This is a genomic window from Streptomyces sp. CRCS-T-1 (assembly GCF_024442335.1).
GTDB lineage: Bacteria > Actinomycetota > Actinomycetes > Streptomycetales > Streptomycetaceae > Streptomyces > Streptomyces koelreuteriae.
On sequence record NZ_CP101651.1, the window covers coordinates 4,195,015 to 4,219,104 of the forward strand.

Sequence of the window (24,090 nt, forward strand, 5' to 3'; positions counted from 1 at the left end):
CGAGGCGCCACCGGGTCTCCGTCCGACTCCTATGGGTCGGACTCCTACGACTCGGGGGGTGAGGAGCGCCAGTACGGCGGCCGTGCGGATGCCCGGCGTGCGGCGCAGAGAAGTGGGGGCGGCCGCCGCAGAGCGGCCGAACCGACACGAGGCGGCCGGCGCGCCGCTCCCGGCGGGCCGACCGGGCCCGGCCGGGGCAGAGGGCGCCCGGCCATGTACGACAAGAAGCGGATGATCGACTATCCGCGGGCCGGCAAGTACGGCTGGCAGCGCTGGATGCCGTCCTGGAAGCTCGTCTCAGGCCTGTGCATCGGCTTCTTCGGAAGCCTGGTGGCCGTGGCGGGCATCGGGTACGCGATGGTGGGCGTCCCCACCGAGGAGAACGCAGCCGCTCGGTCGCAGAACAACGTCTACTACTGGTCCAACGGCAATCAGATGATCGCGACCGGCAGTGGCCAGAACCGGCAGAACGTCACGATCGACAAGATCCCCAAGGCCATGCAGCAGGCGGTGATCTCTGCCGAGAACAAGAGCTTCTACCAGGACTCGGGCGTCGACCCCATGGGCATCGCCCGAGCACTGGCGAACATGGCCCGGGGCGGCGACACGCAGGGTGGTTCGACCATCACGCAGCAGTTCGTCAAGAACACCTACCTGAGCCAGGACCAGACGGTCACCCGTAAGTTCAAGGAGATGTTCATCTCGATCAAGGTGGGCACGAAGCTCACCAAGGACGAGATCCTCCAGGGGTACCTCAACACCTCGTACTACGGCCGCGGCGCGTACGGCATCCAGGCCGCCGCCCAGACGTACTACGGCAAGGACGCGGTCAAGCTCGAGCCGAGCGAATGCGCCTTCCTTGCCGCCCTGCTCAAGGGCCCGACGTACTACGACCCTGCGGGTAACGACGGCCTCGATCCGGCGGCGAACAAGAAGGACAACACCAAGCGGTCCAAGGAGCGCTGGGGCTGGATCCTCCAGCAGATGCACAACGACAACAAGCTCTCCGACGCCGACTACAAGAAGGCGATCAGCAAGTACCCCATGCCCGATCCGCGCAAGGCGGCCAAGGGCATGAGCGGTCAGATCGGCTACCTGGCGGACACGGCCAAGAAGTACGTCCTGAACCACTCCAACATCACGGAGAAGCAGTTCGACCAGGGCGGCTACCAGATCAAGACGACCTTCGACAAGGCCAAGGTCGAAGCACTGACCAAGGCCGTGAAGAAGGTCGAGAAGGAAAAGCTCGACCCGGAAAAGCGTGAGCTGGACAAGCACGTCCAGTTCGGCGCGGCGTCGGTGAAGCCCAAGGACGGCGCGATCGTCGCGCTCTACGGTGGCGCGGGGTACGAGAACGGCCACTTCAACAACAACGCGGACACCTCGGGTGTCCCCGTCGGTTCGACGTGGAAGCCGTTCGTGCTCGCCGCCGCCATGGAGCGCGGCACCTACCGGAGCGACGGCGTCGGTCTCTCGCCGCTCAGCAAGTACAACGGCAACGACCATCTCAAGATCAGGAACAACGACGGCACCTACGTCATGAAGAAGGACAACACGCCCTTCTTCCAGGAGAACGAGAGCGATCGCCCGTGGGGTTACATCTCCCTGCGCAAGGCGATGGAGCAGTCCGTCAACACCCCGTTCGTGCAGCTCGGCATGGACGTGGGGATGAAGAACGTGGCCGACCTGGCCGAGAAGGCCGGCATCCTGGACAGCAGCTTCGCCGGTCTCAACGCGTCGTTCGCGCTCGGCACGTCGACTCCCAGCGCGATCCGCATGGCCGACTCCTACGCGACGTTCGCCGCCTCCGGTAAGCAGGCCGCTCCGTACTCGGTGACGAGCGTCAAGTCCAACGGGGAGGAAGTTCCCGGCTTCGAGAAGCCGAGGATCACGCAGGCGATGCCCGAGAACGTGGCGAACAACGTCACGAACGTTCTGGAGAACGTCATCCAGAACGGTACGGGCAAGAACGCGCTGTCCCTGGGCCGTACGGCGGCCGGCAAGACCGGTACGACGGACGAGAACAAGTCGGCTTGGTTCGTCGGCTACACCCAGCAGCTCTCGACCTCGGTCGCGATGTTCCGTGAGGACCCCAAGAGCGCCAAGCTGCTCTCCATGAACGGCACGGCGGGCGAGGTGTCCATCCACGGTGGTGACGTCCCCACGCTGGTGTGGACCGAGTACATGAAGGCCGCCTTGAAGGGCGCGACCGACCTCGGCTTCCCGGAGCCCGAGAAGATCGGCGACATCCAGGACGCGGTGGGCGCTCCGACACCGACGCCGACTCCCAGTGTCGAGCCCAGCGAGACCGCCACCGAGTCCCCGAGCGCCACGCCCAGCGAGTCGCCTACGCTGCCGTCGCCCTCGCCCACCGACACCTGTGGCTTCTTCGGCTGCGATGAGGAAGACGGTGGAACGGAGAACGGCGGCACGGGCGGAGAGCCGAGCACCTCGCCCTCGCCAACGGATACGAGTGAGAACGGCGGTAACAGCAGAGGAAACGGCAACGGAGGCATCTTCGGAGGCCCCGAGGGGTAGCTGACCGAACGCCCGGCTTGGGTGTTTCACGTGAAACGCGAAGCTGTTTCACGTGAAACATGGGCCGCCGTACCCCTCGGGTACGGCGGCCCTCGGCGTTTCGACAGACACGTACGGCAGGATGTGCGGCATGCCCAGTGCAGAATCGACGCCAGCGAGCGTCCACGAGCCGGACCCGGTGCGGCCGACCAAGGAGGACGAGGTCGCCGCGGCCGGCAGTGAGCTGATCGGCGGCCCGTTGGGGCGGCGTGCCCTGCTCGGGACGTCCCGGTGGACTCCCGTGCGGGTGATCGCGCTGGTGGCGATCGGCATGTTCGCTCTCGGCCTGGTCCAGAAGGCGCCTTGCTTCAACGGAGCCTGGTTCGTCGGAGCCAGCTCCCAGTACACGCACGCCTGCTACTCGGACATCCCGCACCTCTACCAGGGGCGTGGCTTCGCCGACGGGCTCGTGCCGTACTTCGACCGGCTCCCCGGGGACATGCAGTACCTGGAGTACCCGGTACTGACCGGTGTCTTCATGGAGGTCGCCTCCTGGCTCACCCCCGGCAGCGGCACCATCCAGTACCAGGAGCAGTGGTACTGGATGGTCAACGCCGGGATGCTCATGGTGTGCGCGTCGGTCATCGCCGTCTGCGTGACCCGTACGCATGCCCGGCGTCCCTGGGACGGGCTGCTGGTTGCCCTGGCGCCCGCCTTCGCGCTGACGGCGACCATCAACTGGGACCTGCTGGCGGTGGCTCTGACGGCCGCGGCGATGCTGATGTGGTCACGCGGCCGCTCCCTCGCCTTCGGCGTCCTGCTGGGGCTCGCCACGGCCGCCAAGCTCTATCCCTTCCTGATCCTCGGGCCGCTGCTGGTGCTGTGCTGGCGCGCGGGCAAGTGGCGTGCGTTCGGGACGGCTCTGGGGGGCGCGGTCGTCGCCTGGGCCGTGGTGAACGGGCCGGTGATGCTCTTCGCGTTCGACGGCTGGTCGAAGTTCTACACGTTCAGCCAGGAACGAGGCGTCGACTTCGGCTCCTTCTGGCTGATCATGGCCCAGAACTCGGACGACCCGCTCGGCATCGACACCGTCAACACGCTCGCCACGCTGCTGATGCTGGTGTGCTGCGCGGCTGTCGCGGCGCTCGCCCTGACCGCCCCGCGCCGCCCGCGGTTCGCCCAGCTCGCCTTCCTGATCGTCGCGGCGTTCATCCTCACCAACAAGGTCTACTCGCCGCAGTACGTCCTGTGGCTGGTGCCCCTGGCGGCCCTCGCCCGGCCGAAGTGGCGGGACTTCCTGATCTGGCAGACCTGCGAGGTGGCGTACTTTCTGGGGATCTGGCTCTACCTCGCGTACACGACCAGCGGAGACGCCCACAAGGGCCTGCCGACCGACGGCTACCACTGGGCCATCGCCCTGCATCTGCTGGGGACGCTGTATCTGTGCGCCATGATCGTGCGCGACATCTTCATGCCGGAGCGGGATCCGGTGCGCCGGTCCGGCGACGACGACCCCTCGGGTGGAGTGCTCGACGGAGCCGAGGACGTCTTCGTCCTCGGTCGGGCGGCCCGTCCCGCCCGGCACACGACCGCTCGGTTCGACGGGGCTCAGGTCCAGTGGGGCAAACGGGACGCGACCGGCGGTTCGCTCTGAGCGAACGGCGCGAAGGGCCGTACAGCGAAGGGCCGTACAGCGAGAAGGCCGTACACGGGGAGCCCGTGTACGGCCTTCTCGCTGAGCTGTGCGACCTCAGTGCACCACGCCGGTCAGCGGTCCATGATCCGGTCGAACTGCGTGGTGGTGTGCCGCAGATGGGCCACCAGCTCCTCGCCGACCTTCGGCTCCGGCGCGTCCGAGGGCACGAACAGGATCGAGACCTGCATGTGCGGCGGCTCGGCGAACCAGCGCTGCTTGCCGCCCCAGACGAACGGTGAGAGGTTCCGGTTGACCGTCGCTAGGCCGGCGCGGGCGACGCCCTTGGCGCGCGGCATGACGCCGTGCAGCGCCTTGGGGGCCTCCAGGCCCACCCCGTGCGACGTACCGCCCGCCACGACCACCAGGAAGCCGTCCGAGGCCGCCTTCTGCTGCCGGTAGCCGAAGCGCTCGCCCTTGGCGACGCGCGTGACGTCCAGGACCGCGCCGCGGTACTCGGTGGCCTCGTGGTCCCCCAGCCACAGCCGCGTGCCGATGCGGGCACGGAACCGGGTCTGCGGGAACTGCTGCTGGAGACGGGCGAGTTCGTCGGCCTTGAGGTGGCTGACGAACATGGTGTGCAGGGGCAGCCGGGCCGCACGCAGCCGGTCCATCCAGCCGATGACCTCCTCGACCGCGTCCGAGCCGTCGGTGCGGTCCAGCGGCAGATGGATGGCGAAGCCCTCCAGGCGGACGTTCTCGATGGCGGCGTGCAGCTGGGCGAGGTCCTGCTCGCTGATGCCGTGCCGCTTCATCGAGGACATCACCTCGATCACCACACGCGCACCGACCAGGCCGTAGACGCCGTCTATCGACGAGACCGAGCGGATGACCCGGTCCGGCAGCGGAACCGGTTCCTCGCCGCGCCGGTACGGCGTCAGCACCAGCAGGTCGCCGCCGAAGAAGTCCTTGATCCGCGCGGCCTCGTACGTCGTGCCGACGGCGAGGATGTCCGACCCCAGCCGGGTGGCCTCCTCCGCCAGTCGCTCGTGCCCGAAGCCGTAACCATTGCCCTTGCAGACCGGGACGAGGCCGGGGAACTGATCCTGCACGTGCTTGTGGTGCGCACGCCAGCGCGCGGTGTCGACGTAGAGCGTGAGCGCCATGGCCGGACCTGGAACCTTTCTCGTGGCTGTCAGAGGTGCGGGATGAGGGGTGAGTGCGGGGTCAGCGGCGCGACATGTAGATGTCGAGCGCCTTGTGCAGCAGCTTGTTCAGCGGGAAGTCCCACTCGCCGAGGTATTCGGCCGCCTGGCCGCCCGTACCCACCTTGAACTGGATCAGGCCGAAGAGGTGGTCGGTCTCGTCCAGCGAGTCGGAGATGCCGCGCAGGTCGTAGACGGTGGCGCCGAGCGCGTAGGCGTCGCGCAGCATCCGCCACTGCATCGCGTTCGACGGCCGGACCTCACGGCCGATGTTGTCGGAGGCGCCGTAGGAGTACCAGACGTGACCGCCGACGATCAGCATCGTCGCCGCCGACAGGTTCACGCCGTTGTGCCGGGCGAAGTACAGCCGCATGCGGTTGGGGTCCTCGGTGTTGAGGGCCGTCCACATGCGCTGGAAGTACGACAGCGGGCGCGGCCGGAAGTGGTCGCGCACGGCCGTGATCTCGTACAGCCGCTGCCATTCCTCGAGGTCCTGGTAGCCGCCCTGGACGACCTCGACGCCGGCCTTCTCGGCCTTCTTGATGTTGCGGCGCCACAGCTGGTTGAAGTTCTTGTGGACCTCTTCCAGGGAGCGGTTGGCCAGCGGCACCTGGTAGACGTACCGGGGCTGGACGTCGCCGAAGCCGGCGCCGCCGTCCTCGCCCTGCTGCCAGCCCATGCGGCGCAGCTTGTCGGCGACCTCGAAGGCGCGCGGCTCGATGTGGTCGGCCTCGATGTCGCGCAGCCGCTTCACGTCAGGGTTCTGGATGCCCTGCTTGATGGAGGCGGCCTCCCAGCGCCGGATGATCACCGGCGGGCCCATCTTCACGGAGAAGGCGCCCTGCTGCTTCAGATGAGCCAGCATCGGCTCGATCCATTCCTGCAGATTCGGCGAGAACCAGTTGATGACCGGGCCCTCGGGCAGGTAGGCGAGGTAGCGCTTGATCTTGGGGAGCTGCCGGTAGAGGACCAGGCCGGCACCGACGAGCTCGCCGGTCCTGTCGTCGAACCACCCGAGGTGCTCGGAGCGCCACTCCGCCTTGACGTCAGCCCAGGCCGGGACCTGCATGTGGCTCGCCGACGGCAGGCTCTGGATGTATGCCAGATGCTGCTCGCGGCTGATGGTCCTCAGGGTCAGGCTCATTTCGGGGCGCTCCTCGGGCTGGTGTGTCCCCATGGGTTCAGGGGCTCCGGCTCTCGCGCGAAGCCTACTGCGCCTTGGGAGCGCGCCGGTTGGGCGTACGCCACCTTCGCCCCGGCCCGTATGCGGCCGGGGCGTCACACGATGTTCAGCTGGGGTGTGCCTGGCGTCAGTCGATGAGACCGCCGAACAACCCGCCGTGCGCCATGCCCAGGAAGAACCCGACAGCCGAGGCTCCCAGGCCCAGGATCAGGCCGAAGCGCTCACGGGTCGTCTCCGAGATCCACTGGCCGTACGCGCCGGTGAGAATGCCCACGAGGCCCGCCCAGGAGCTGAGCAGGTGCAGGTCATCGTCGACGAGTGCCACGACGAACGACGTGAGGCCCAGCACCAGGGTCACCGCGAGCAGGGTGTCCTGGAGGGGATGGGGCTTGCCGTCCGTGGCGAAGAGGCCGCCGGCGGTGTTGGGTCGCATTGCCTGTGCCATAGGGCACCTCCTGCGAGAGTCGGCGCATCGTAGCGCCATACACACCCGATGTGTACAGATTGGCTGCCCTGGCGGCCGGATTTCAACCGCAAGCCGCTGTGCGGGTACTCTGTACCGTCCGCACCGGTGTCTGCCCACATCACGGCAGGGGGTTCTCGACAGAACCCCGACTGTCAGTGGTGGCCGATACCGTCGGATACGCATCACAACCCTCCTGCCACGGATCGACCGTGGCCGCTGAGTCCAAAGGAGGTGGGTTCCACATGCGTCACTACGAGGTGATGGTCATCCTCGACCCCGAGGTCGAGGAGCGCGCTGTCTCTCCGTTGATCGAGAACTTCCTCTCTGTCGTCCGTGACGGCGGCGGAAAGGTCGAGAAGGTCGACACCTGGGGTCGTCGTCGTCTCGCGTACGAGATCAAGAAGAAGCCCGAGGGCATCTACTCGGTCATCGACCTGCAGGCCGAGCCTGCGGTCGTCAAGGAGCTCGACCGCCAGATGAACCTGAACGAGTCGGTCCTCCGGACCAAGGTCCTCCGCCCCGAGACCCACTGAGCTCTCCCGCTCAGCTGATCCCGGGATTCGAGTAGCAGCACAAGCAGCCAGCAGCAAACCCGCCGAGAGGTTCCCCATGGCAGGCGAGACCGTCATCACGGTGGTCGGCAATCTTGTCGACGACCCCGAGCTGCGCTTCACCCCCTCCGGTGCGGCCGTCGCGAAGTTCCGTGTCGCGTCCACTCCCCGCACCTTCGACCGCCAGACGAACGAGTGGAAGGACGGCGAGAGCCTCTTCCTGACCTGCTCGGTCTGGCGCCAGGCGGCTGAGAACGTCGCCGAGTCGCTCCAGCGAGGCATGCGCGTCATCGTGCAGGGCCGGCTGAAGCAGCGGTCCTACGAGGACCGGGAGGGCGTCAAGCGCACGGTCTACGAGCTGGACGTCGAGGAAGTCGGCGCCAGCCTGCGCAACGCCACGGCCAAGGTCACCAAGACCACCGGCCGCGGTGGCCAGGGCGGCTACGGCGGCGGCAGCGGTGGCGGTGGCGGCCAGGGTGGCGGCGGCTGGGGCGGCGGCCCCGGTGGCGGCCAGCAGGGCGGCGGCGCTCCCGCTGACGACCCGTGGGCGACCGGCGCTCCCGCCGGTGGCAACCAGGGCGGTGGCGGCGGCTGGGGTGGAAACTCCGGCGGCGGCGGTGGCGGCGGCTACTCGGACGAGCCCCCCTTCTAGGGCGGGTTCGCACCCAAACTTCTTGATCACACAGGAGAATCACCATGGCGAAGCCGCCTGTGCGCAAGCCGAAGAAGAAGGTCTGCGCATTCTGCAAGGACAAGGTCACGTACGTGGACTACAAGGACACGAACATGCTGCGGAAGTTCATTTCCGACCGCGGCAAGATCCGTGCCCGCCGCGTGACCGGCAACTGCACGCAGCACCAGCGTGACGTCGCCACGGCCGTGAAGAACAGCCGTGAGATGGCGCTGCTGCCCTACACCTCCACCGCGCGATAAGGGAAGGGTGACCGACACATGAAGATCATCCTCACCCACGAGGTCTCCGGCCTCGGCGCCGCGGGCGACGTCGTCGACGTCAAGGACGGTTACGCTCGCAACTACCTGATCCCGCGGAAGTTCGCTATCCGCTGGACCAAGGGTGGCGAGAAGGACGTCGAGCAGATCCGTCGTGCTCGCAAGATCCACGAGATCCAGACCATCGAGCAGGCCAACCAGGTGAAGGCCCAGCTCGAGGGCGTCAAGGTCCGTCTGGCCGTCCGTGCCGGCGACGCCGGCCGCCTCTTCGGTTCCGTCACCCCGGCCGACATCGCCTCGGCGATCAAGGCTGCCGGTGGCCCCGAGGTCGACAAGCGCCGCATCGAGATCGGTTCGCCGATCAAGTCGCTCGGCGCTCACCAGTCGTCCGTGCGTCTGCACCCCGAGGTTGACGCCAAGGTCAGCATCGAGGTCGTCGCGGCCTGAGTGCCGCGCTCGCTGATGCAGTGAGCGATGGGGCCGCACCCTTCGGGGTGCGGCCCCATCGTCGTATCCGGGCCCATCTCGTCGTATCCGTCGGCGCGGTATCTGGTTTCACGTGAAACACCGTGTTTCACGTGAAACAGTCCGTCGGCCGAGCCCGGTCGTCAGCGGGTCGCGCCCGTGACCATCCACCGCCCTGAGCGGCTTCGGAGCCACAGAGTCAGCATCCGCATGGTCATCATCAGCGTCATGGCGGCCCAGAGAGCGGTGAGTCCACCGCCCAGTACCGGAACCAGCAGGGCGACCGGGGTGAAGACCGCCAGGGTGAGCACCATCGCCCAGGCGAGGTAGGGACCGTCGCCGGCGCCCATCAGGACTCCGTCCAGGACGAAGACGATGCCGGAGATCGGCTGCGAGAGAGCGACGATGACCAGGGCGGGCAGGGCCGCGTCCTTGACCGCCGAGTCACTGGTGAACAGGGGCAGGAACGCCGGTCGGGCGAGGACGACCAGGGCTCCGAGGACGACTCCGACGGCGATACCCCACTCCACCATCCGACGGCATACCGCGCGGGCGCCCTCTGTGTCACCGGCTCCTAGGTAGCGCCCGATGATGGCCTGCCCCGCGATGGCGATGGCGTCGAGAGCGAAGGCGAGCAGGCTCCACAGGGACAGGATGATCTGGTGTGCGGCGATGTCGGCATCCCCGAGCCGGGCGGCAACCGCCGTGGCGATCATCAGGATCGCCCGCAGGGAGAGGGTGCGGACCAGCAGGGGCACACCGGCCTGAGCGGACGCCCTGATCCCGGCGGCGTCCGGGCGCAGGGAGGCGCCATGCTTCCGCGCTCCACGCAGAACCACCGCGAGGTAGACCGCGGCCATGCCGCACTGGGCGATGACGGTGCCCCAGGCGGAGCCGGCGATCCCCAGTCCTGCCCCGTACACGAGCCCCGCGTTGAGAGCGCCGTTGGCCACGAAGCCGATGACGGCGACATAGAGGGGGGTCTTGGTGTCCTGGAGGCCGCGCAGGAGGCCGGTCGCGGCGAGGACGACGAGCATCGCCGGTATGCCGAGCACGGAGATGCGCAGATACGTGATCGCGTAGGGGGCTGCGGCGTCCGAGGTGCCGAAGAGCTCCACGAGATGGGGCGCTGTCGGCAGGGCGACGGCGACGACGCCGGCGCCGAGGAGCAGAGCCAGCCAGATGCCGTCCATGCCCTGACGGATGGCGGCCGGGAGATCACCCGCGCCGACGCGACGGGCGACCGCCGCTGTCGTGGCGTAGGCGAGGAAGACGAAGACGCTGACGGCGGTCATCAGCAGGGCCGAGGCGACGCCGAGACCGGCGAGTTGGGCTGTGCCCAGATGGCCGACGATGGCGGTGTCGGTCATGAGGAAGAGAGGCTCGGCGACGAGCGCGCCGAAGGCCGGCACGGCGAGTGCGACGATCTCTCGGTCGTGCTGTCTCCGGCCGACTCGAGGGCGCGCGGGGGCCTGTGTCATGTGCACTAATCTAATCGTCCACAGGTAAGAGATGCAAAGCTTTTGTGACCCTTACCATTCGTCCAGAGGTGCGCACTGCTGTGCACCTTTCGAAGCGATCTTGGGCCGGTTGGGGAAGTTTTTCTTCTGCACAGCCAGTGGATGGCAAAGTTGCAGGTCAGGGTGGCTTCCTTGTGATGAGTGGAAGCTTGTTCACAGGCCTGTCCACCGGGTCGTGCACAGGTTTCGCCGAGTTCTCCACAGCATCTGGGCCGTCGTCCACATGGCCTGTGGATAACCAGATTGGCTGACGGTGCCGACGGGCCTACGGTAGTCCGGCGCCCGCTCCGTCCGTCGGTTTTCGAAACGTCACAAAACCGGCGTCCAGTAACCGGAGTTGGGCCTCTCATTTGTCAGTGCCGTGCCGTAGAAAAGAGGGGCACGGCGAGGTCTGCTGCGGCGGACGGGAGGAGGTGGCTCGGTGAGCATTTCCGAGCCCTTGGACGACCCGTGGGCCGACAGCGGGCCCAGTGATCGTCTGCCCTCTTCCCGCCGTCGTGGTGACGGCGCCCGAGGCCGCGACGAGCAGCACGAGCGCGGCCGGGACAACGGCGAGTGGGACGGCGGCGGAGGCACCTCGTTCGAACGGGTACCGCCGCAGGACATCGAGGCCGAGCAGTCCGTCCTCGGCGGCATGCTCCTGTCCAAGGACGCCATCGCCGACGTCGTCGAGATCCTCAAGGGCCACGACTTCTACAAGCCGGCCCACGAGACGATCTATCAGGCCGTCCTCGACGTCTACGCCAAGGGCGAGCCGGCCGACCCCATCACCATCGCCGCCGAACTCACCAAGCGCGGCGAGATCAACAAGGTCGGCGGGGCGTCGTATCTGCACACCCTCGTCCAGACGGTGCCCACAGCGGCGAACGCCGCCTACTACGCGGAGATCGTCCACGAGCGTGCCGTCCTGCGGCGCCTGGTCGAGGCCGGTACGCGCATCACCCAGATGGGATACGCGGCCGACGACGACGTCGACGAGATCGTCAACCGCGCCCAGGCAGAGGTCTACGCGGTCACCGAGCAGCGCACCAGCGAGGACTACCTGCCGCTCGGCGACATCATGGAGGGCGCGCTCGACGAGATCGAGGCGATCGGCTCGCGCAGCGGTGAGATGACCGGTGTGCCCACGGGGTTCACGGACTTCGACTCCCTCACCAACGGTCTGCACCCGGGCCAGATGATCGTCATCGCCGCCCGGCCCGCCATGGGTAAGTCCACGCTCGCGCTGGACTTCGCGCGAGCCTGCTCGATCAAGAACAACCTGCCGAGCGTGATCTTCTCGCTCGAAATGGGCCGCAACGAGATCGCGATGCGTCTGCTGTCCGCCGAAGCCCGGGTCGCCCTGCACCACATGAGGTCCGGCACGATGACGGACGAGGACTGGACGCGCCTGGCCCGGCGTATGCCGGACGTCTCGGCCGCACCGCTCTTCATCGACGACTCGCCCAACCTGTCGATGATGGAGATCCGCGCCAAGTGCCGCCGCCTGAAGCAGCGCAACGACATCAGGCTGGTCGTCATCGACTACCTCCAGTTGATGCAGTCCGGTGGCTCCAAGCGTGCCGAGAACCGTCAGCAGGAGGTCTCGGACATGTCCCGTAACCTCAAGCTCCTCGCCAAGGAGCTGGAGCTCCCGGTCATCGCGCTCTCCCAGCTCAACCGTGGCCCCGAGCAGCGTACGGACAAGAAGCCGATGGTCTCCGACCTGCGTGAGTCCGGCTCCATCGAGCAGGACGCCGACATGGTCATCCTGCTGCACCGCGAGGACGCCTATGAGAAGGAGTCGCCGCGCGCGGGCGAGGCCGACCTGATCGTGGCCAAGCACCGTAACGGCCCGACGGCGACGATCACGGTCGCCTTCCAGGGCCACTACTCACGGTTCGTGGACATGGCGCAGACCTGACCTGACCGAGCTCCGGCGACACCGGTCCGGAATGTGCTCGACGCGGCGCCGCCGGGGCGGGTGGACTGGGACCCATGACGACATCTCAGGGAGAGCTGCTTCCCGGCACGCGTCGCGCACTGCTGCACCGGATCGCCGTCGCCCAGGCCGAAGGACGGGCGCCGTCGCTCGTCGCGGCCGTCGTGCGGGACGGCAAGCCGGTGTGGACAGGCGCGCGGACCTCGGTGGAGGGGCATGCGCCGGACGAGAACGTGCAGTACCGGATCGGCTCGATCACCAAGACCTTCACGGCGGTTCTCGTCCTGCGGCTGCGCGACGAGGGAGCGCTGGACCTCGGGGATCCGTTGGAGAAGCACCTGCCGGGCACCGGCGTGGGGGAGGCGACCGTCGCCGAACTGCTCGCGCACGCCGGAGGACTGGCGGCCGAGACACCGGGACCGTGGTGGGAGCGGAGCCCCGGTTCTCTGCGGCCCGAACTCGCCGACGTGCTGGGCGAGCGGCCGCTGCTGTCTCCGCCCGGCCGCCGGTTCCACTACTCGAACCCGGGCTACGCGCTGCTCGGCGCGCTCATCGAGAAGCTGCGCGGCGCCTCCTGGGAGGCGGTCCTTCGGCGCGAAGTGCTCGAACCCCTGGAGTTGCACCGCACGAGCGTGCGGCCCCAGGCGCCGCACGCGGGTGGCTGGGCGGTGCATCCCTGGGCCGACGTGATGCTCCCCGAGCCCACCGAGGACCTGGGGCGCATGGCCCCGGCAGGCCAACTGTGGTCGACCACGCGTGACTTGGCGCGCTTCGCCGCCTTCCTGGTCAACGGCGACGAGCGGGTGCTGAGCGCCGAGTCTCTTCGGGAGATGCGGACACCGGCGGCGCCCCACGACGCGGCGGACGTGGCGAGCGGCTACGCCTACTGTCTGGGGATGGAGATCCGCCGGTGGAACGGGCGGTCCCTCGTCGGACACACCGGTTCGCTACCCGGGTTCCTCGCGTGCCTCATGATCGACGTCGAGGAGGACGTTGCGGCGGTGGTCCTGGCCAACTGCACCTCGGGCCCGCCGCTGTTCTCCGTTGCCGCCGACCTGGTCGGCATCGTGGCCGAGGCGGAACCACGCATCCCCTCCCCGTGGAAGCCACTGAGCGATGTCGATCCGTCGACGCTGGAGCTGACGGGCCAGTGGTACTGGGGGACGCACACCCACGCGCTGCGGCTGACCGCCGACGGGTTCGTCTCGCTGGGGCCGCTGTCCGGCGGCGGCCGGCGGTCGCGGTTCCGCCCGAACGGCGACGGCACATGGACCGGGCTTGAGGGCTACTACGCCGGCGAGCTCCTGAAGGCCGTACGGCGGCCGGACGGAACCGTGAGCCATCTGGACCTCGGCTCGTTCGTGTTCACGCGTCAGCCGTACGACGAGGGGGCTCCTGTGCCGGGTGGGGTCGACCCGGAGGGGTGGCGCGGGATCGGCTAGGCAGTTCGGCAGGCAGTGACGACGAGGGGCGCTTCGCTTCACGTGAGTCTGTTTCACGTGAAACAGAGCGCCTCTCGCATGCCGATCACAGCGAGAGCTTGAAGCCCGTGTGGGAGGCCGTGAAGCCGAGCCGCTCGTAGAAGCGGTGGGCGTCGGTGCGCGAGGTGTCGGAGGTCAGCTGGACCAACTGGCAGCCCGAGTCGCGGGATTCGCTGATCGCCCACTCGATGAGCTGTGTCCCCAGGCCGCTGCCGCGTTCGTCGGCGTGGATGCGCACGCCTTCGATGATCGACCTGGTCGCACCGCGTCGGGACAGCCCGGGAATGATCGTGAGCTGGAGCGTGCCGACGACCCGGCCCTCCCGCACCGCCACGACCAGTCGCTGGTTGGGGTCGCTGCTGAGCCGCTCCAGCGCGGTCAGGTACGGGGCGAGGTCGTCCGGTGACTCGCGCTGTGCGCCCAGGGGGTCGTCCGCGAGCATTCCGACGATCGCCGGGACGTCGTCGGTGACGGCGGCACGTATCTCAAGATCTCCCATGGGCGCAGCCTACGCAGAGGTGCCCGGCGCGGCAGCGTCCTATGCGGGCACCGGGGCCTTCAGCGTCTCGACCACCCGGACCAGCGGGGCCAGCTCGGGGTTCTTCGCCGCCTCGTCCAGGGCCTCACGCAGGGCGGCGTCATTGGTCGGCCGTGCCGCTTCCAGCAGCTCGAGGCCCGCCTCGGTGACGTTCGTGTAGATGCCCCGGCGGTCGGTGGGGCACAGATAGCGCTCCAGGAGCCCGCGGTCCTCGAGGCGGGTGACCAGACGGGTGGTGGCGCTCTGGCTGAGCACGACCGCGTCGGCGACCTGCTTCATCTGCAGATGGCCCCCGTCCCCGTCGTGCTGTCGGCTGAGCACGTCCAGCAGGGAGTACTCCCGCGCGCTCAGGTCGTGCTGGGCCTGCAGGGCGCGCTCGATGTGGCCCTCGATCCTCCCGTGCAGCAGGGAAAGGGCGCACCAGCCCTGGGCGAGCGCGGTGAGCGCGGGGTCCGTCGCTGTCATTGGCGTTTCCTCCGTCCCGGAGCGGCTGACACCCAGGATAGAGCAGCCCTGCAATTGACGTCGTTTGCCTATAGCCCGCGTGTGCAACTATTGTGGACGCACGCAAAGCGCTCCTGCAATCTTCTGGGAAGGTAACCCCTCCATGCCTCTCGCGCTTCTGGCCCTCGCGATCGGGGCCTTCGGGATCGGAACGACGGAATTCGTGATCATGGGCTTGCTGCCCCAGGTCGCGGGCGACTACGGGGTCTCCATCCCCACCGCCGGGTACCTGGTGACCGGCTATGCGCTCGGTGTCATGTTCGGCGCCCCGCTGATGACCGTCCTCGGCACCAAGGTCTCCCGCAAGCGGATGCTGATGGTGCTGATGGGCCTGTTCATCGTCGGCAATCTGCTCTCGGCTCTCGCCCCCGCCTTCTCCGTCATGCTGATCGGCCGGATCGTCGCCTCGCTCGCCCATGGCGCCTTCTTCGGTATCGGCGCGGTCGTCGCGGCCGAACTGGTGGCCCCGGACAAGAAGGCCGGAGCCATCTCGATGATGTTCACCGGGCTGACCGTCGCCAACGTCGTCGGCGTCCCGCTGGGCACGCTCGTCGGACAGTCCCTCGGCTGGCGTGTGACCTTCGCCGTCGTCGCCGCCCTCGGTGTCATCGGCCTGGCCGGCATCGCCCGGCTCGTCCCCGATATGCCCAAGCCGGAGGGCGTGCACCTGAAGCACGAGCTGGCCGCCTTCAAGAACGTGCAGGTGCTGCTCGCGATGGCGATGACCGTCCTCGGCTTCGGCGGTGTCTTCGCGGCCATCACCTACATCGCGCCGATGATGACCCACGTCACCGGCTTCGCCGAGGGCTCCGTCACCTGGCTGCTGGTCCTCTTCGGCCTCGGCATGGTCGGCGGCAACCTCGTCGGCGGCAAGTTCGCCGACCGCGCCCTGATGCCCATGCTGTACGTCTCCCTGGGCGCCCTGGCCGTCGTGCTGGCGCTGTTCACCCTCACCGCGCACGACAAGCTGCTGTCGGCCGTCACGATCGCGCTGATCGGCGCCCTGGGCTTCGCCACCGTCCCGCCGCTCCAGAAGCGGGTCCTCGACCAGGCGCACGGTGCCCCGACTCTGGCCTCCGCCGTGAACATCGGCGCCTTCAACCTGGGCAACGCCCTCTCCGCGTGGCTCGGCGGCCTCGTGATCGCGGCGGGCCTCGGCTACACCGCCCCCAACTGGGTCGGTGCCGCCCTGGCGGCGGGCGCCCTGCTCCTGGCCTTCCTCTCGGCCGCTCTGGAGCGCCGCGACGGTGCCCGCGGCACCGCCGTCACGGGAGCCGCGCCGGCCGAGCAGCGGACCGCCGTCCACCACTGAGCCACCGGGACGCCTCGGCCCGGAGCCAGACCAGAACCAACCAGAAAGTCCCTAGGAGAACCCCCTCATGAGCACCACCACAGCCGTCGCCCCGCTGACCACCCAGGACGCCGACGCCCTCGTCACCGCCGCCCGTCGTGCCGCCGAGGCCGCAGGTGTGACCGTCAGTGTCACCGTCCTGGACGCGGGTGGTCATCTGCTCGCCTTCCGGCGTGACGACCGTGCCGTGCTGATCTCCGGCGAGACCAGCACCCGCAAGGCCTACACCGCTCTCCAGCTGAACGCGCCCACCGCCGACCTCGTCGACGCCGTGCAGCCCGGAGGGCCCTTCCACACGCTGCCGACCGCGCTCGACCGGCCGCTGCTGTTCATCGCGGGCGGCGTGCCGGTGCACCGCGACGGCCGCCTGATCGGCGCGATCGGCGTCGGCGGTGGCGCCCCGGAGCAGGACCACGGCTTCGCCACGACCGCCGTGGAGACCCTCGCCTGACCCGGACCCGGCACACGCGACTACGCCTGCTCCCCGATCCCCGGGGAGCAGGCGTAGTCGTATCCGGGGGCCTTCAGCCCGGGTGTCCGCGCTCCTCAGCCCGCCGCGACCGTGACCGGCGCGAACCGGCGGGTCCAGTCTCCGGGCAGCTCGGTGATTCCGTACGTCATCACCGAGTTGAAGGCGATGGAGGCCAGGCCGCGCTCCTTCACCCACGCCAGGAGCTCCTCGTGCCGCACGTCGATATCGGTGCGCAGAGGACGGTCGGTGTGGGCCGCGAGGGAGGCGAGGAGCGCCTGGGCGACCGCCGTGTCGCGTGCGATGAGCGGGCCGACGACATGGGTGTCCATGTTGGGCCAGGCGGCCGCGTACCCGATGATCCGCCCGCCCTCCTCGGCCACGCGCAACTGGTCGGCGAAGGCGGGCAGTCGCGTGACGATGTGCGTGCGGTCGGTCCCGAACGCCTGCTCGTCGAGCCGGAGGATGGCGGAAAGGTCCTCGGCGGTCGCGGCACGGGTGGCGACCTCGGGATCCGGTCCGCCGGGAGTGAAGTGGCCGCGCACCATCTCCGCTCGCCCGGTGACCTTGAAGCCGAGTTCCTCGTAGAGGGGGCGGCCGTTCGGTGTCGCGTGCAGGGTGAGGGGGGTGGGGCCCATCGCCGAGACGACATGGTGCATCAGTCGGCGTCCCACACCCTGTCGGGCATACCGATCGGCGACCAGAACCATGCCGATTGCCGCGAGGGCGGGGTGCTCCTGCGGTCCGTACTCGGTGACGACGCAGGCGCTCACGAGGCCGCCGTCGGGGTCATCGATGCCGTAGCCCTTCCCAGCCGTGAGGAGGAAGCCCCACTTGTGCTCCTCCCGTGGCCACCCCCGGTCCTGAGACAAGTCGGCGCAGGCGGCGAGATCGCGGAGCGTCAGACGGCGGATGGGCAATGAGGCAAGGGAAGGAGTCGGCACGCAGGTCAGGCTGTCCGACAGGGGCCCCTGACGTCCACCGCTTTCCCCGGACCCATACGAGCTTTTGGCCAGTTGTAGCCGTCTGCACAGAGAGCGGTCAGGGAGCGGTCAGACGCTGGACGTTTCACGTGAAACACAGGCGCGATGTCCAGTAGTTGGCAGTACTGATGATTCGCGCGGTGCCCTCATTCGTGATGAGGGAAGGGGGGACTTGTGTGCACGGCGGTGGCCGGTAGGGTCGACTCCGGTTCGCATTCGGGGCGGGTGACCCGTTCCGTGCGGGCCGGACAGAGGGCAATGCAGCCTAATGGGACGGAGAGATCGAAGACCCGCGTTTTCGGTTACGCGACTGAGCCGTCCAGACGAGTGGGAAGCTCGGGTGAGAGCACTGCGGGCAATGTCACACTCTTGCCTACTTGTCCGTACGGAGCCGAAATACGGGTTGAATGTGGCCGCATTGGCCACGACATGGATGGGAACGCAGACCGTCCACGGGGGAAAGCAGGCACCTTCCGAATAGGGAAGTGCGCAGACCGACCGAAAGATGCTCGAGGCGAGGCACACCATGGACGCTCCGACCACCACGTCGGCCGACAACGGCACTTCCGGCGGCGGAGGCGGCTGGTTCACGCCCCGCAAGAAGCCGACGACGACACCGGACAGCGAACCCGCTGCGCCGGAGGGGCGCCGCCCGGCCGCGATACGCCCCGTGGGCAGGCCAGGGCCCGCTCCGGAGACTCCGGCCGACGGCACGGCGGTGCCGCCCGCTCCGACGACCAGCGGCGCGAGTACCGGTGAGCCCGAACAGGCGCGTGCGCCTCAGGAAGCGATACCCGCGCCCAGTCCCCTGGCCGCACAGCACGCCTCGGCTCCCGCCGCGGCAAGCGTCGCCGCTGCCTCGTCAGCGGGTCCCGCGCCCACGACGCTCACACCGGCGCCGTTCGCCTCCACCGCTCCCTCCGCACCCGGCCCCGACGAGACGTGGGTTCCCACCCAGCGGCCCACCCCCGCGTCGCACCCGGGCCAAGCCGCCTCCGCACCGGCCCAGGAAGCGTCCCCGGACGCCGTCCTCGTCCGCCGTGCCATGGCCGAGGTCGCACCCGTGGCCGAGAAGGTCACGTCGTACTTCTACGCCCTGCTCTTCGTCCGCTACCCGGACCTGCGGCCGATGTTCCCGCCCGCGATGGACACGCAGCGGGACCGTCTGCTCAAGGCGCTGCTCACGGCCGCCGAGCACATCGACAACAAAGAGGTCCTGGTCGACTACCTGCAGAACCTCGGCCGGGGCCACCGCAAGTACGGAACGCGGGCCGAGCACTACCCGGCCGTCGGCGAATGCCTCATCGGCGCGCTGAGCAAGTACGCCGCCGGGGTCTGGAACGAGGAGATGGAGGCGGCCTGGATCCGGACCTACACCACCATCTCCCAGGTCATGATCGACGCGGCGGCCACGGACGAATTGCGTGCCCCGGCCTGGTGGTACGCCGAGGTCGTCACGCACGACCTCAGAACTCCGGACGTCGCGGTCATCACCGTCCGCCCCGACCAGCCGTACCCCTTCCTCGCCGGGCAGTACACGAGCGTGGAGACACCCTGGTGGCCCCGGATCTGGCGGCACTACTCCTTCGCCGCGGCGCCCCGCTCCGACGGCCTGCTGTCGTTCCATGTGAAGGCCGTCCCGGCCGGCTGGGTCTCCAACGCCCTGGTGCACCGTGCCCGCCCCGGCGACATCATCCGGCTCGGCCCGCCCGCCGGCGCCATGACCGTGGACCACACCACCGAGAGCGGTCTGCTCTGCGTGGGCGGCGGCACGGGCATCGCGCCCATCAAGGCACTGGTCGAAGACGTCGCCGAGCACGGGGACCGCCGGTCGGTCGAGGTCTTCTACGGGGCCCGCACCGATCACGACCTGTACGACATCGACACCATGCTCCGCCTCCAGCAGAGCCACCCCTGGCTCTCGGTCCGCGCGATCATCGACCAGCAGGCACACCAGCAGCTCCCGGACGCGATCCGCGCCTACGGGCCATGGGACGAGTTCGACGCCTATCTCTCGGGCCCGCCCGGGATGATCCGCAGCGGTGTGGACGCCCTGAGGGACGTCGGTATCCCGTCGGACCGTATTCGGCACGACTCCGTGGAGGAACTGGTCGCGGCCGGGCCCTGAACCGCTGCCGGTGTCAGCCCAGGTCGGGGGCGTGCATGGCCCGTACGCCCTCGATGTTGCCGTCCAGGTAGTGCCGCAGCGACAGCGGCACCAGGTGCACGGAGGCGATCCCGACGCGGGTGAAGGGCACACGCACGATCTCGTACTCGCCGACGGGTTCGTCCACCTCGGGGCCGTGGCGGAGGGACGGGTCCATGGACTCCAGGTGGCAGACGAAGAAGTGCTGCACCTTCACACCGGTCGCGCCGCCGTCCTCCCCGATGTGCTCCATGGTGTCCACGAAGCAGGGCACCACATCGATGATCTTGGCGCCGAGCTCCTCGTACACCTCTCGGTGCAGGGCGTCGACGACGGTCGAGTCGTCGGGCTCGACCCCGCCGCCGGGAGTGAGCCAGTAGGGATCCACGCCCGGCTTGGTGCGCTTGATCAGGATCAGGTCGTCACCGTCCAGCAGAATGGCACGGGCGGTGCGCTTGACCACAGGTCGGACGGTCATGAGTGAAATGTGGCCCGGCTGGTTCCACGTGAAACATCGCGAATCGTCACCGGCCGAGCTCTCAGAGTGAGGCACGGTCCCGGGCGCCTCAGCACCAGTCGGTCGAGGCGCGCTGCAACCACTCGTGGGCCCGCGCTATATGGGGCATCGCGAGCGTCCCGGTGCGGACCACCAGGAAGTAGGTCCGCAGCGGCGGCACCGCCGGCTCGTGCAGGGCGACGACGTCACCCCGTTCCAGCGCGGCCGCACACAGATAGCGCGGGAGCACCGCCAGGCCCGCCCCAGCGACCGCACAGGCCAGGACCGCGCGCAGGTCGGGAACGATGACCGTGCCCGGGGCGGCGGGGCGCGAGTCGAAGACGGAGGCCCAGTAGCGGGAGACGAAGGGCAGCGACTCGTGCACCTCCACCACGGGCACCTGCTCCAGGGACGGTTCCGGCTTGCGGTCCGGCTGCCCGGCGCCGATCTGTTCGGCCCAGCGCGGGGCGGCGACCAGGACGTGCTCCTCGTCGCAGAGAGCAGTCGCCGTGAGCAGGGCGCCCCGTGGCTGGGCCGTGCTGATGGCCAGATCGTGATGCCCGGCGGAGAGCCCTTCCAGCGTCTCCTCGGCGTTTCCGAAGGAGGCGCGCAGGGCGAAGCCCTGACCGTCCTCGCCGATCAGCTCAGTGAGCGCGGGCAGAGCTCGTTCGGCGGTGAACTCCGCAGGCCCGGCGAGGTGCAGTGTCCGTAAGGAGGAGTCGTCGTCGAGGCCGGTCTCCGTTATCTCCACCAGAGCGTCGAGATGCGGTGCGGCCTTGTGGGCGAGTTCGTCGCCGATGCTCGTCGGGGTCACGCCACGGGCCTGCCGCAGGAACAGGGGGCGGCCCAGCTGCCGTTCCAGGGTCCGTATCTGCGAGGTGACGGCGGGCTGGGAGAGGCCCAGCAGGGCGGCGGCGCGGGTGAAGGAGCCGGCCCGGTGCACGGTCACGAAGGTCCGCAGCAAGGCCAGATCCACCGCAGACTCTCCCCTCTTCGGCCCCGCTCCCGGCCCTCCGGCCCCGCTCAACTATAAATAAGTCGATAGGTCTCTGTCGCTACTGTGATTGGACACTGACAGAGAGTCAACTAGCCTTGGTCGCGCGGTTCTTGCGCGCGGAACCGGGGGACGGTCCGAGCCACGAGGGGGGAGGCTCGGACCGTCCGTGGGGGATGGTCAGGCCGCCGACGTGTCCAGTGCCCGCAGTACGTCCGCCATCAGGTCCTCGGGGTCCTCGGCGCCGACCGACAGGCGGATGAAGCCCTCCGGGACAGCGTCGCCGCCCCAGCGGCCGCGCCGTTCGGCCGTGGACCGTACCCCGCCGAAGCTCGTCGCGTCGTCCACGAGCCGCAGCGCGTCGAGGAAACGGTCGGCCCGCTCGCGCGTGGGCAGGGTGAACGACACCACGCACCCGAAGCGCCGCATCTGCTGAGCCGCGATCTTGTGCGCGGGGTCGTCGGGAAGTCCGGGATAGCGCAGTCCGGTCACCTCGGGACGCGCGCGCAGCGCTTCTGCGACCGCGAGGGCGGTCGTGCCCTGCCGGTCGACCCGCAGCTGCAACGTCGCGATCGAACGGTGCGCGAGCCAGGCCTCCATGGGCCCGGGAATCGCTCCGGCGATCTTGCGCCAGCGGCGCACCGAGGCCATGGCCTCGGCGTCACGGCCGACGACATAGCCCAGGAGGATGTCGCCGTGCCCCGTGAGCTGCTTGGTGCCGCTGGCCACCGCGAAGTCGGCGCCGAGCTCCAGGGGGCGCTGGCCGAGCGGTGTCGCGAGGGTGTTGTCGACGGCCACCAGGGCACCACGCGCGTGTGCCGCGTCGGCGAGCCGCCTGATGTCGCACACGTCGAGCCCGGGGTTCGACGGCGTCTCGATCCACAGCAGCTTCGCGCCGTCCAGGACGTCGAGCTGGGCGTCGCCGCGGGTCGGCGCGGTGCGTACCTCGATGCCGTAGGTCTCCAGCTGGGCGCGGACCAGGGGCAGTGCCTGATAGCCGTCGTCAGGCAGGACGCACACATCACCGGCGCGCAGCTGGGAGAAGAGCACCGCCGAGGTCGCGGCCATGCCCGACGCGAAGACGAGCGTCTCGGCGTCGTCCCGGCCGGGCGCCTCCAGCTCGCCGACTGCGCGCTCCAGCAGCGTCCAGGTCGGGTTCTCGTCACGGCCGTAGGTGTACGGGCCGGTCGGGTCGCCCGGCAGATGGAAGTGGGCGGCGAACACCGGTCCGGGCAGGGTGGGCTCGTGCTTGACCGGCTCGGGCAGCCCGGCCCGTACCGCCCGCGTGCCGTCACCGGCGTCGGCGGCGACCTGGGCCGCGTCGCCCGATGTCCGGGCCGTCCCGCCCGTCGATCCGCCCTGGTCACCCGTCGCGGATTCACTCATGCCACTCGTCCCTCCACGTCCGCACGCACTGCGGCGAGCAGACCGGTGCTCGCCGCCTCCACCATCTCAAGGCACTCCTCGAAACCGTCCGCGCCCCCGTAGTAGGGGTCCGGCACGTCGAGGTCGTCGCCCGCGGCGGGGTCGTACGAGCGGAGCAGCCGCACCTTGCGCGCGTCCTCTTCCGTGGGCGCGAGGCGGCGCAGGTCGCGGAGGTGACCGGCGTCGAGGGCGACGACCAGGTCCAGTCGGGAGAACCACGACGGCTGGAACTGCCGGGCCGTGTGGCCGGTGTCGTAGCCGTTCTCCTCCAGGACGGCCACCGTGCGCGGGTCGGCGCCGTCGCCCTCGTGCCAGCCGCCCGTGCCGGCGCTGTCGACCTCGACCAGGCCGTCGAGTCCGGCCTCCGCCACGCGGGCCCGGAAGACGACCTCCGCCATCGGGGAACGGCAGATGTTGCCCGTGCAGACGAAGCAGACTCGGTACGTCATACGCGCTCAGTCCCCGTCGGGCAGGACGACGTTCAGCGCCCAGGAGACGACAGAGATGATCAGGCCGCCCAGGACGGCCGTCCAGAACCCGTCCACCTGGAAGCTCAGGTCGAACTGGTCGGCCAGCCACGAGGTGAGCAGCAGCATCAGCGCGTTGACGACCAGGGTGAACAGGCCGAGCGTCAATATCAGCAGCGGGAGGCTGAGCAGCTTGACGAGCGGCTTGACCAGGAAGTTCACCAGGCCGAAGATCAGCGCGACGATGATCAGGGTGCCGATCTTCATGCCCGTGCTGTCACCGGTCAGGGTGATCTTGTCGAGCAGCCATACGGCGACCGCCAGGGCACCGGCGTTGGCGATCGTCTTGACTACGAAATTCTTCATGTGTCTGATCGTGGCAGACCTGATCGGGCACGGGCACAAGAGGCAGGGGCGGACTAGGCGATGAAGGCATTCCGGCTGGACGAACTGGAGGCGGAGCGCGCCGCCAACGAGGGCGCCTACCTGCAGTTTCTGCGGGCGCAGAACATGTCGGTCGGTCTGTACGCCCTCGACGCGGGCGAGCAGGATCCACAGAAGCCGCACAATCAGGACGAGGTCTACTTCGTTGTGAGCGGCCGGGCCGCGATCACCGTCGGCCTGGAGACGACCCAGGTGGCGCGCGGCAGCGTGGTCTATGTGCCGGCGGGTGTCGCCCACAAGTTCCACCACATCACCGAGGACCTCAGGGTGCTGGTGGTGTTCTCTCCGCCCGAGAGCTGACGGACCGCCTCGGGGTTCCCTAGGGGTTCGGTCAGGGGAGGACAAGGGGTGCGAGGCCCCCGCCGGACCCCCTTCCGGAC

24 protein-coding genes are annotated in these 24,090 nt (G+C 68.9%); 12 read left to right on the plus strand and 12 right to left on the minus strand.

Going from position 1 to position 24,090, the window contains the following annotated elements:
- Window positions 1-276 precede the first annotated feature (276 nt).
- Window positions 277-2,538 carry a transglycosylase domain-containing protein gene (locus NNW99_RS18920; protein WP_215124348.1) on the plus strand — a complete coding sequence of 754 codons (2,262 nt, stop codon included), beginning with the start codon at window positions 277-279 and terminating at the stop codon, window positions 2,536-2,538.
- A gap of 121 nt (window positions 2,539-2,659) precedes the next feature.
- Complete coding sequence (locus tag NNW99_RS18925; RefSeq protein WP_215124349.1) at window positions 2,660-4,171, plus strand: glycosyltransferase family 87 protein; 1,512 nt, start codon at window positions 2,660-2,662, stop codon at window positions 4,169-4,171.
- A 113-nt stretch (window positions 4,172-4,284) separates the two neighbouring features.
- Here NNW99_RS18925 and NNW99_RS18930 read toward each other — a convergent pair whose 3' ends face one another.
- From NNW99_RS18930 to NNW99_RS18940, 3 genes are all read right to left on the minus strand, one after another.
- Window positions 4,285-5,316, minus strand: a complete 1,032-nt coding sequence (locus tag NNW99_RS18930) for an alanine racemase (protein WP_215120322.1) — start codon at window positions 5,314-5,316, stop codon at window positions 4,285-4,287.
- Window positions 5,317-5,377: 61 nt separating this feature from the next.
- Window positions 5,378-6,499: a peptidoglycan bridge formation glycyltransferase FemX gene (gene femX / locus NNW99_RS18935; RefSeq protein ID WP_215120323.1), complete on the minus strand. Its 1,122-nt coding sequence runs from the start codon at window positions 6,497-6,499 to the stop codon at window positions 5,378-5,380.
- A gap of 166 nt (window positions 6,500-6,665) precedes the next feature.
- A complete protein-coding gene (locus tag NNW99_RS18940; protein ID WP_215120324.1) occupies window positions 6,666-6,983 on the minus strand; it encodes a hypothetical protein in 318 nt (105 codons plus the stop codon).
- 263 nt (window positions 6,984-7,246) lie between these two features.
- On the opposite strand from NNW99_RS18940, the gene rpsF reads away from it, so the two are divergent.
- From rpsF to rplI, 4 genes are all read left to right on the plus strand, one after another.
- Window positions 7,247-7,537 carry a 30S ribosomal protein S6 gene (rpsF, locus tag NNW99_RS18945; protein WP_030847098.1) on the plus strand — a complete coding sequence of 97 codons (291 nt, stop codon included), beginning with the start codon at window positions 7,247-7,249 and terminating at the stop codon, window positions 7,535-7,537.
- A 76-nt stretch (window positions 7,538-7,613) separates the two neighbouring features.
- Complete coding sequence (locus NNW99_RS18950; RefSeq protein ID WP_215120325.1) at window positions 7,614-8,207, plus strand: single-stranded DNA-binding protein; 594 nt, start codon at window positions 7,614-7,616, stop codon at window positions 8,205-8,207.
- Window positions 8,208-8,251: 44 nt separating this feature from the next.
- The gene (gene rpsR / locus NNW99_RS18955) at window positions 8,252-8,488 is read left to right on the plus strand and encodes a 30S ribosomal protein S18 (protein WP_003949403.1); all 237 of its coding nucleotides are present in this window, start codon (window positions 8,252-8,254) and stop codon (window positions 8,486-8,488) included.
- Window positions 8,489-8,506: 18 nt separating this feature from the next.
- Window positions 8,507-8,953 (plus strand): 50S ribosomal protein L9, encoded by a 447-nt coding sequence (gene rplI / locus NNW99_RS18960; protein ID WP_215120326.1) that lies wholly within the window; start codon window positions 8,507-8,509, stop codon window positions 8,951-8,953.
- 161 nt (window positions 8,954-9,114) lie between these two features.
- On the opposite strand, the gene NNW99_RS18965 is transcribed toward rplI, so the two are convergent.
- Entirely contained in the window at window positions 9,115-10,452 is a 1,338-nt protein-coding gene (locus NNW99_RS18965; RefSeq protein ID WP_215120327.1) for an MATE family efflux transporter, read from the minus strand.
- 460 nt (window positions 10,453-10,912) lie between these two features.
- Between NNW99_RS18965 and dnaB the strand changes: the two genes are divergently transcribed.
- A complete protein-coding gene (gene dnaB, locus NNW99_RS18970; protein ID WP_215120328.1) occupies window positions 10,913-12,394 on the plus strand; it encodes a replicative DNA helicase in 1,482 nt (493 codons plus the stop codon).
- A gap of 74 nt (window positions 12,395-12,468) precedes the next feature.
- Window positions 12,469-13,854, plus strand: a complete 1,386-nt coding sequence (locus tag NNW99_RS18975; RefSeq protein ID WP_215120329.1) for a serine hydrolase — start codon at window positions 12,469-12,471, stop codon at window positions 13,852-13,854.
- Between the two features lie 85 nt (window positions 13,855-13,939).
- On the opposite strand, the gene NNW99_RS18980 is transcribed toward NNW99_RS18975, so the two are convergent.
- The gene (locus tag NNW99_RS18980; RefSeq protein ID WP_215120330.1) at window positions 13,940-14,392 is read right to left on the minus strand and encodes a GNAT family N-acetyltransferase; all 453 of its coding nucleotides are present in this window, start codon (window positions 14,390-14,392) and stop codon (window positions 13,940-13,942) included.
- Window positions 14,393-14,431: 39 nt separating this feature from the next.
- The gene (locus NNW99_RS18985; RefSeq protein WP_215120331.1) at window positions 14,432-14,896 is read right to left on the minus strand and encodes a MarR family winged helix-turn-helix transcriptional regulator; all 465 of its coding nucleotides are present in this window, start codon (window positions 14,894-14,896) and stop codon (window positions 14,432-14,434) included.
- Window positions 14,897-15,038: 142 nt separating this feature from the next.
- Here NNW99_RS18985 and NNW99_RS18990 point away from each other — a divergent pair, with 142 nt between their 5' ends.
- Both NNW99_RS18990 and NNW99_RS18995 read left to right on the plus strand, forming a co-directional pair.
- The gene (locus NNW99_RS18990) at window positions 15,039-16,247 is read left to right on the plus strand and encodes an MFS transporter (protein ID WP_215120332.1); all 1,209 of its coding nucleotides are present in this window, start codon (window positions 15,039-15,041) and stop codon (window positions 16,245-16,247) included.
- A 67-nt stretch (window positions 16,248-16,314) separates the two neighbouring features.
- Entirely contained in the window at window positions 16,315-16,737 is a 423-nt protein-coding gene (locus NNW99_RS18995; protein WP_215120333.1) for a heme-binding protein, read from the plus strand.
- A gap of 95 nt (window positions 16,738-16,832) precedes the next feature.
- Here NNW99_RS18995 and NNW99_RS19000 read toward each other — a convergent pair whose 3' ends face one another.
- Window positions 16,833-17,699 carry a GNAT family N-acetyltransferase gene (locus tag NNW99_RS19000; protein ID WP_215120334.1) on the minus strand — a complete coding sequence of 289 codons (867 nt, stop codon included), beginning with the start codon at window positions 17,697-17,699 and terminating at the stop codon, window positions 16,833-16,835.
- A gap of 565 nt (window positions 17,700-18,264) precedes the next feature.
- Here NNW99_RS19000 and NNW99_RS19005 point away from each other — a divergent pair.
- Window positions 18,265-19,866, plus strand: coding sequence for a globin domain-containing protein (locus NNW99_RS19005; protein ID WP_215120335.1), 1,602 nt, complete (start codon window positions 18,265-18,267; stop codon window positions 19,864-19,866).
- Between the two features lie 13 nt (window positions 19,867-19,879).
- Here NNW99_RS19005 and NNW99_RS19010 read toward each other — a convergent pair whose 3' ends face one another.
- The 5 genes from NNW99_RS19010 to NNW99_RS19030 all read right to left on the minus strand — a co-directional run bounded on the left by NNW99_RS19010 (window position 19,880) and on the right by NNW99_RS19030 (window position 23,632).
- On the minus strand, window positions 19,880-20,362 hold the full coding sequence (locus NNW99_RS19010; protein ID WP_215120336.1) for an NUDIX domain-containing protein: 483 nt from the start codon (window positions 20,360-20,362) through the stop codon (window positions 19,880-19,882).
- 88 nt (window positions 20,363-20,450) lie between these two features.
- Window positions 20,451-21,356, minus strand: a complete 906-nt coding sequence (locus NNW99_RS19015) for a LysR family transcriptional regulator (RefSeq protein ID WP_215120337.1) — start codon at window positions 21,354-21,356, stop codon at window positions 20,451-20,453.
- A gap of 198 nt (window positions 21,357-21,554) precedes the next feature.
- Window positions 21,555-22,760: a cystathionine gamma-lyase gene (locus NNW99_RS19020; protein ID WP_215120338.1), complete on the minus strand. Its 1,206-nt coding sequence runs from the start codon at window positions 22,758-22,760 to the stop codon at window positions 21,555-21,557.
- Window positions 22,757-23,248: a low molecular weight protein-tyrosine-phosphatase gene (locus NNW99_RS19025; protein ID WP_215120339.1), complete on the minus strand. Its 492-nt coding sequence runs from the start codon at window positions 23,246-23,248 to the stop codon at window positions 22,757-22,759. Before NNW99_RS19025 ends, NNW99_RS19020 begins: the two co-directional genes overlap by 4 nt.
- 6 nt (window positions 23,249-23,254) lie before the next feature.
- Window positions 23,255-23,632: a phage holin family protein gene (locus tag NNW99_RS19030; RefSeq protein ID WP_215120340.1), complete on the minus strand. Its 378-nt coding sequence runs from the start codon at window positions 23,630-23,632 to the stop codon at window positions 23,255-23,257.
- Window positions 23,633-23,692: 60 nt separating this feature from the next.
- Here NNW99_RS19030 and NNW99_RS19035 point away from each other — a divergent pair, with 60 nt between their 5' ends.
- Window positions 23,693-24,010 (plus strand): cupin domain-containing protein, encoded by a 318-nt coding sequence (locus tag NNW99_RS19035; protein WP_184593813.1) that lies wholly within the window; start codon window positions 23,693-23,695, stop codon window positions 24,008-24,010.
- The last annotated feature ends 80 nt before the right edge of the window (window positions 24,011-24,090 follow it).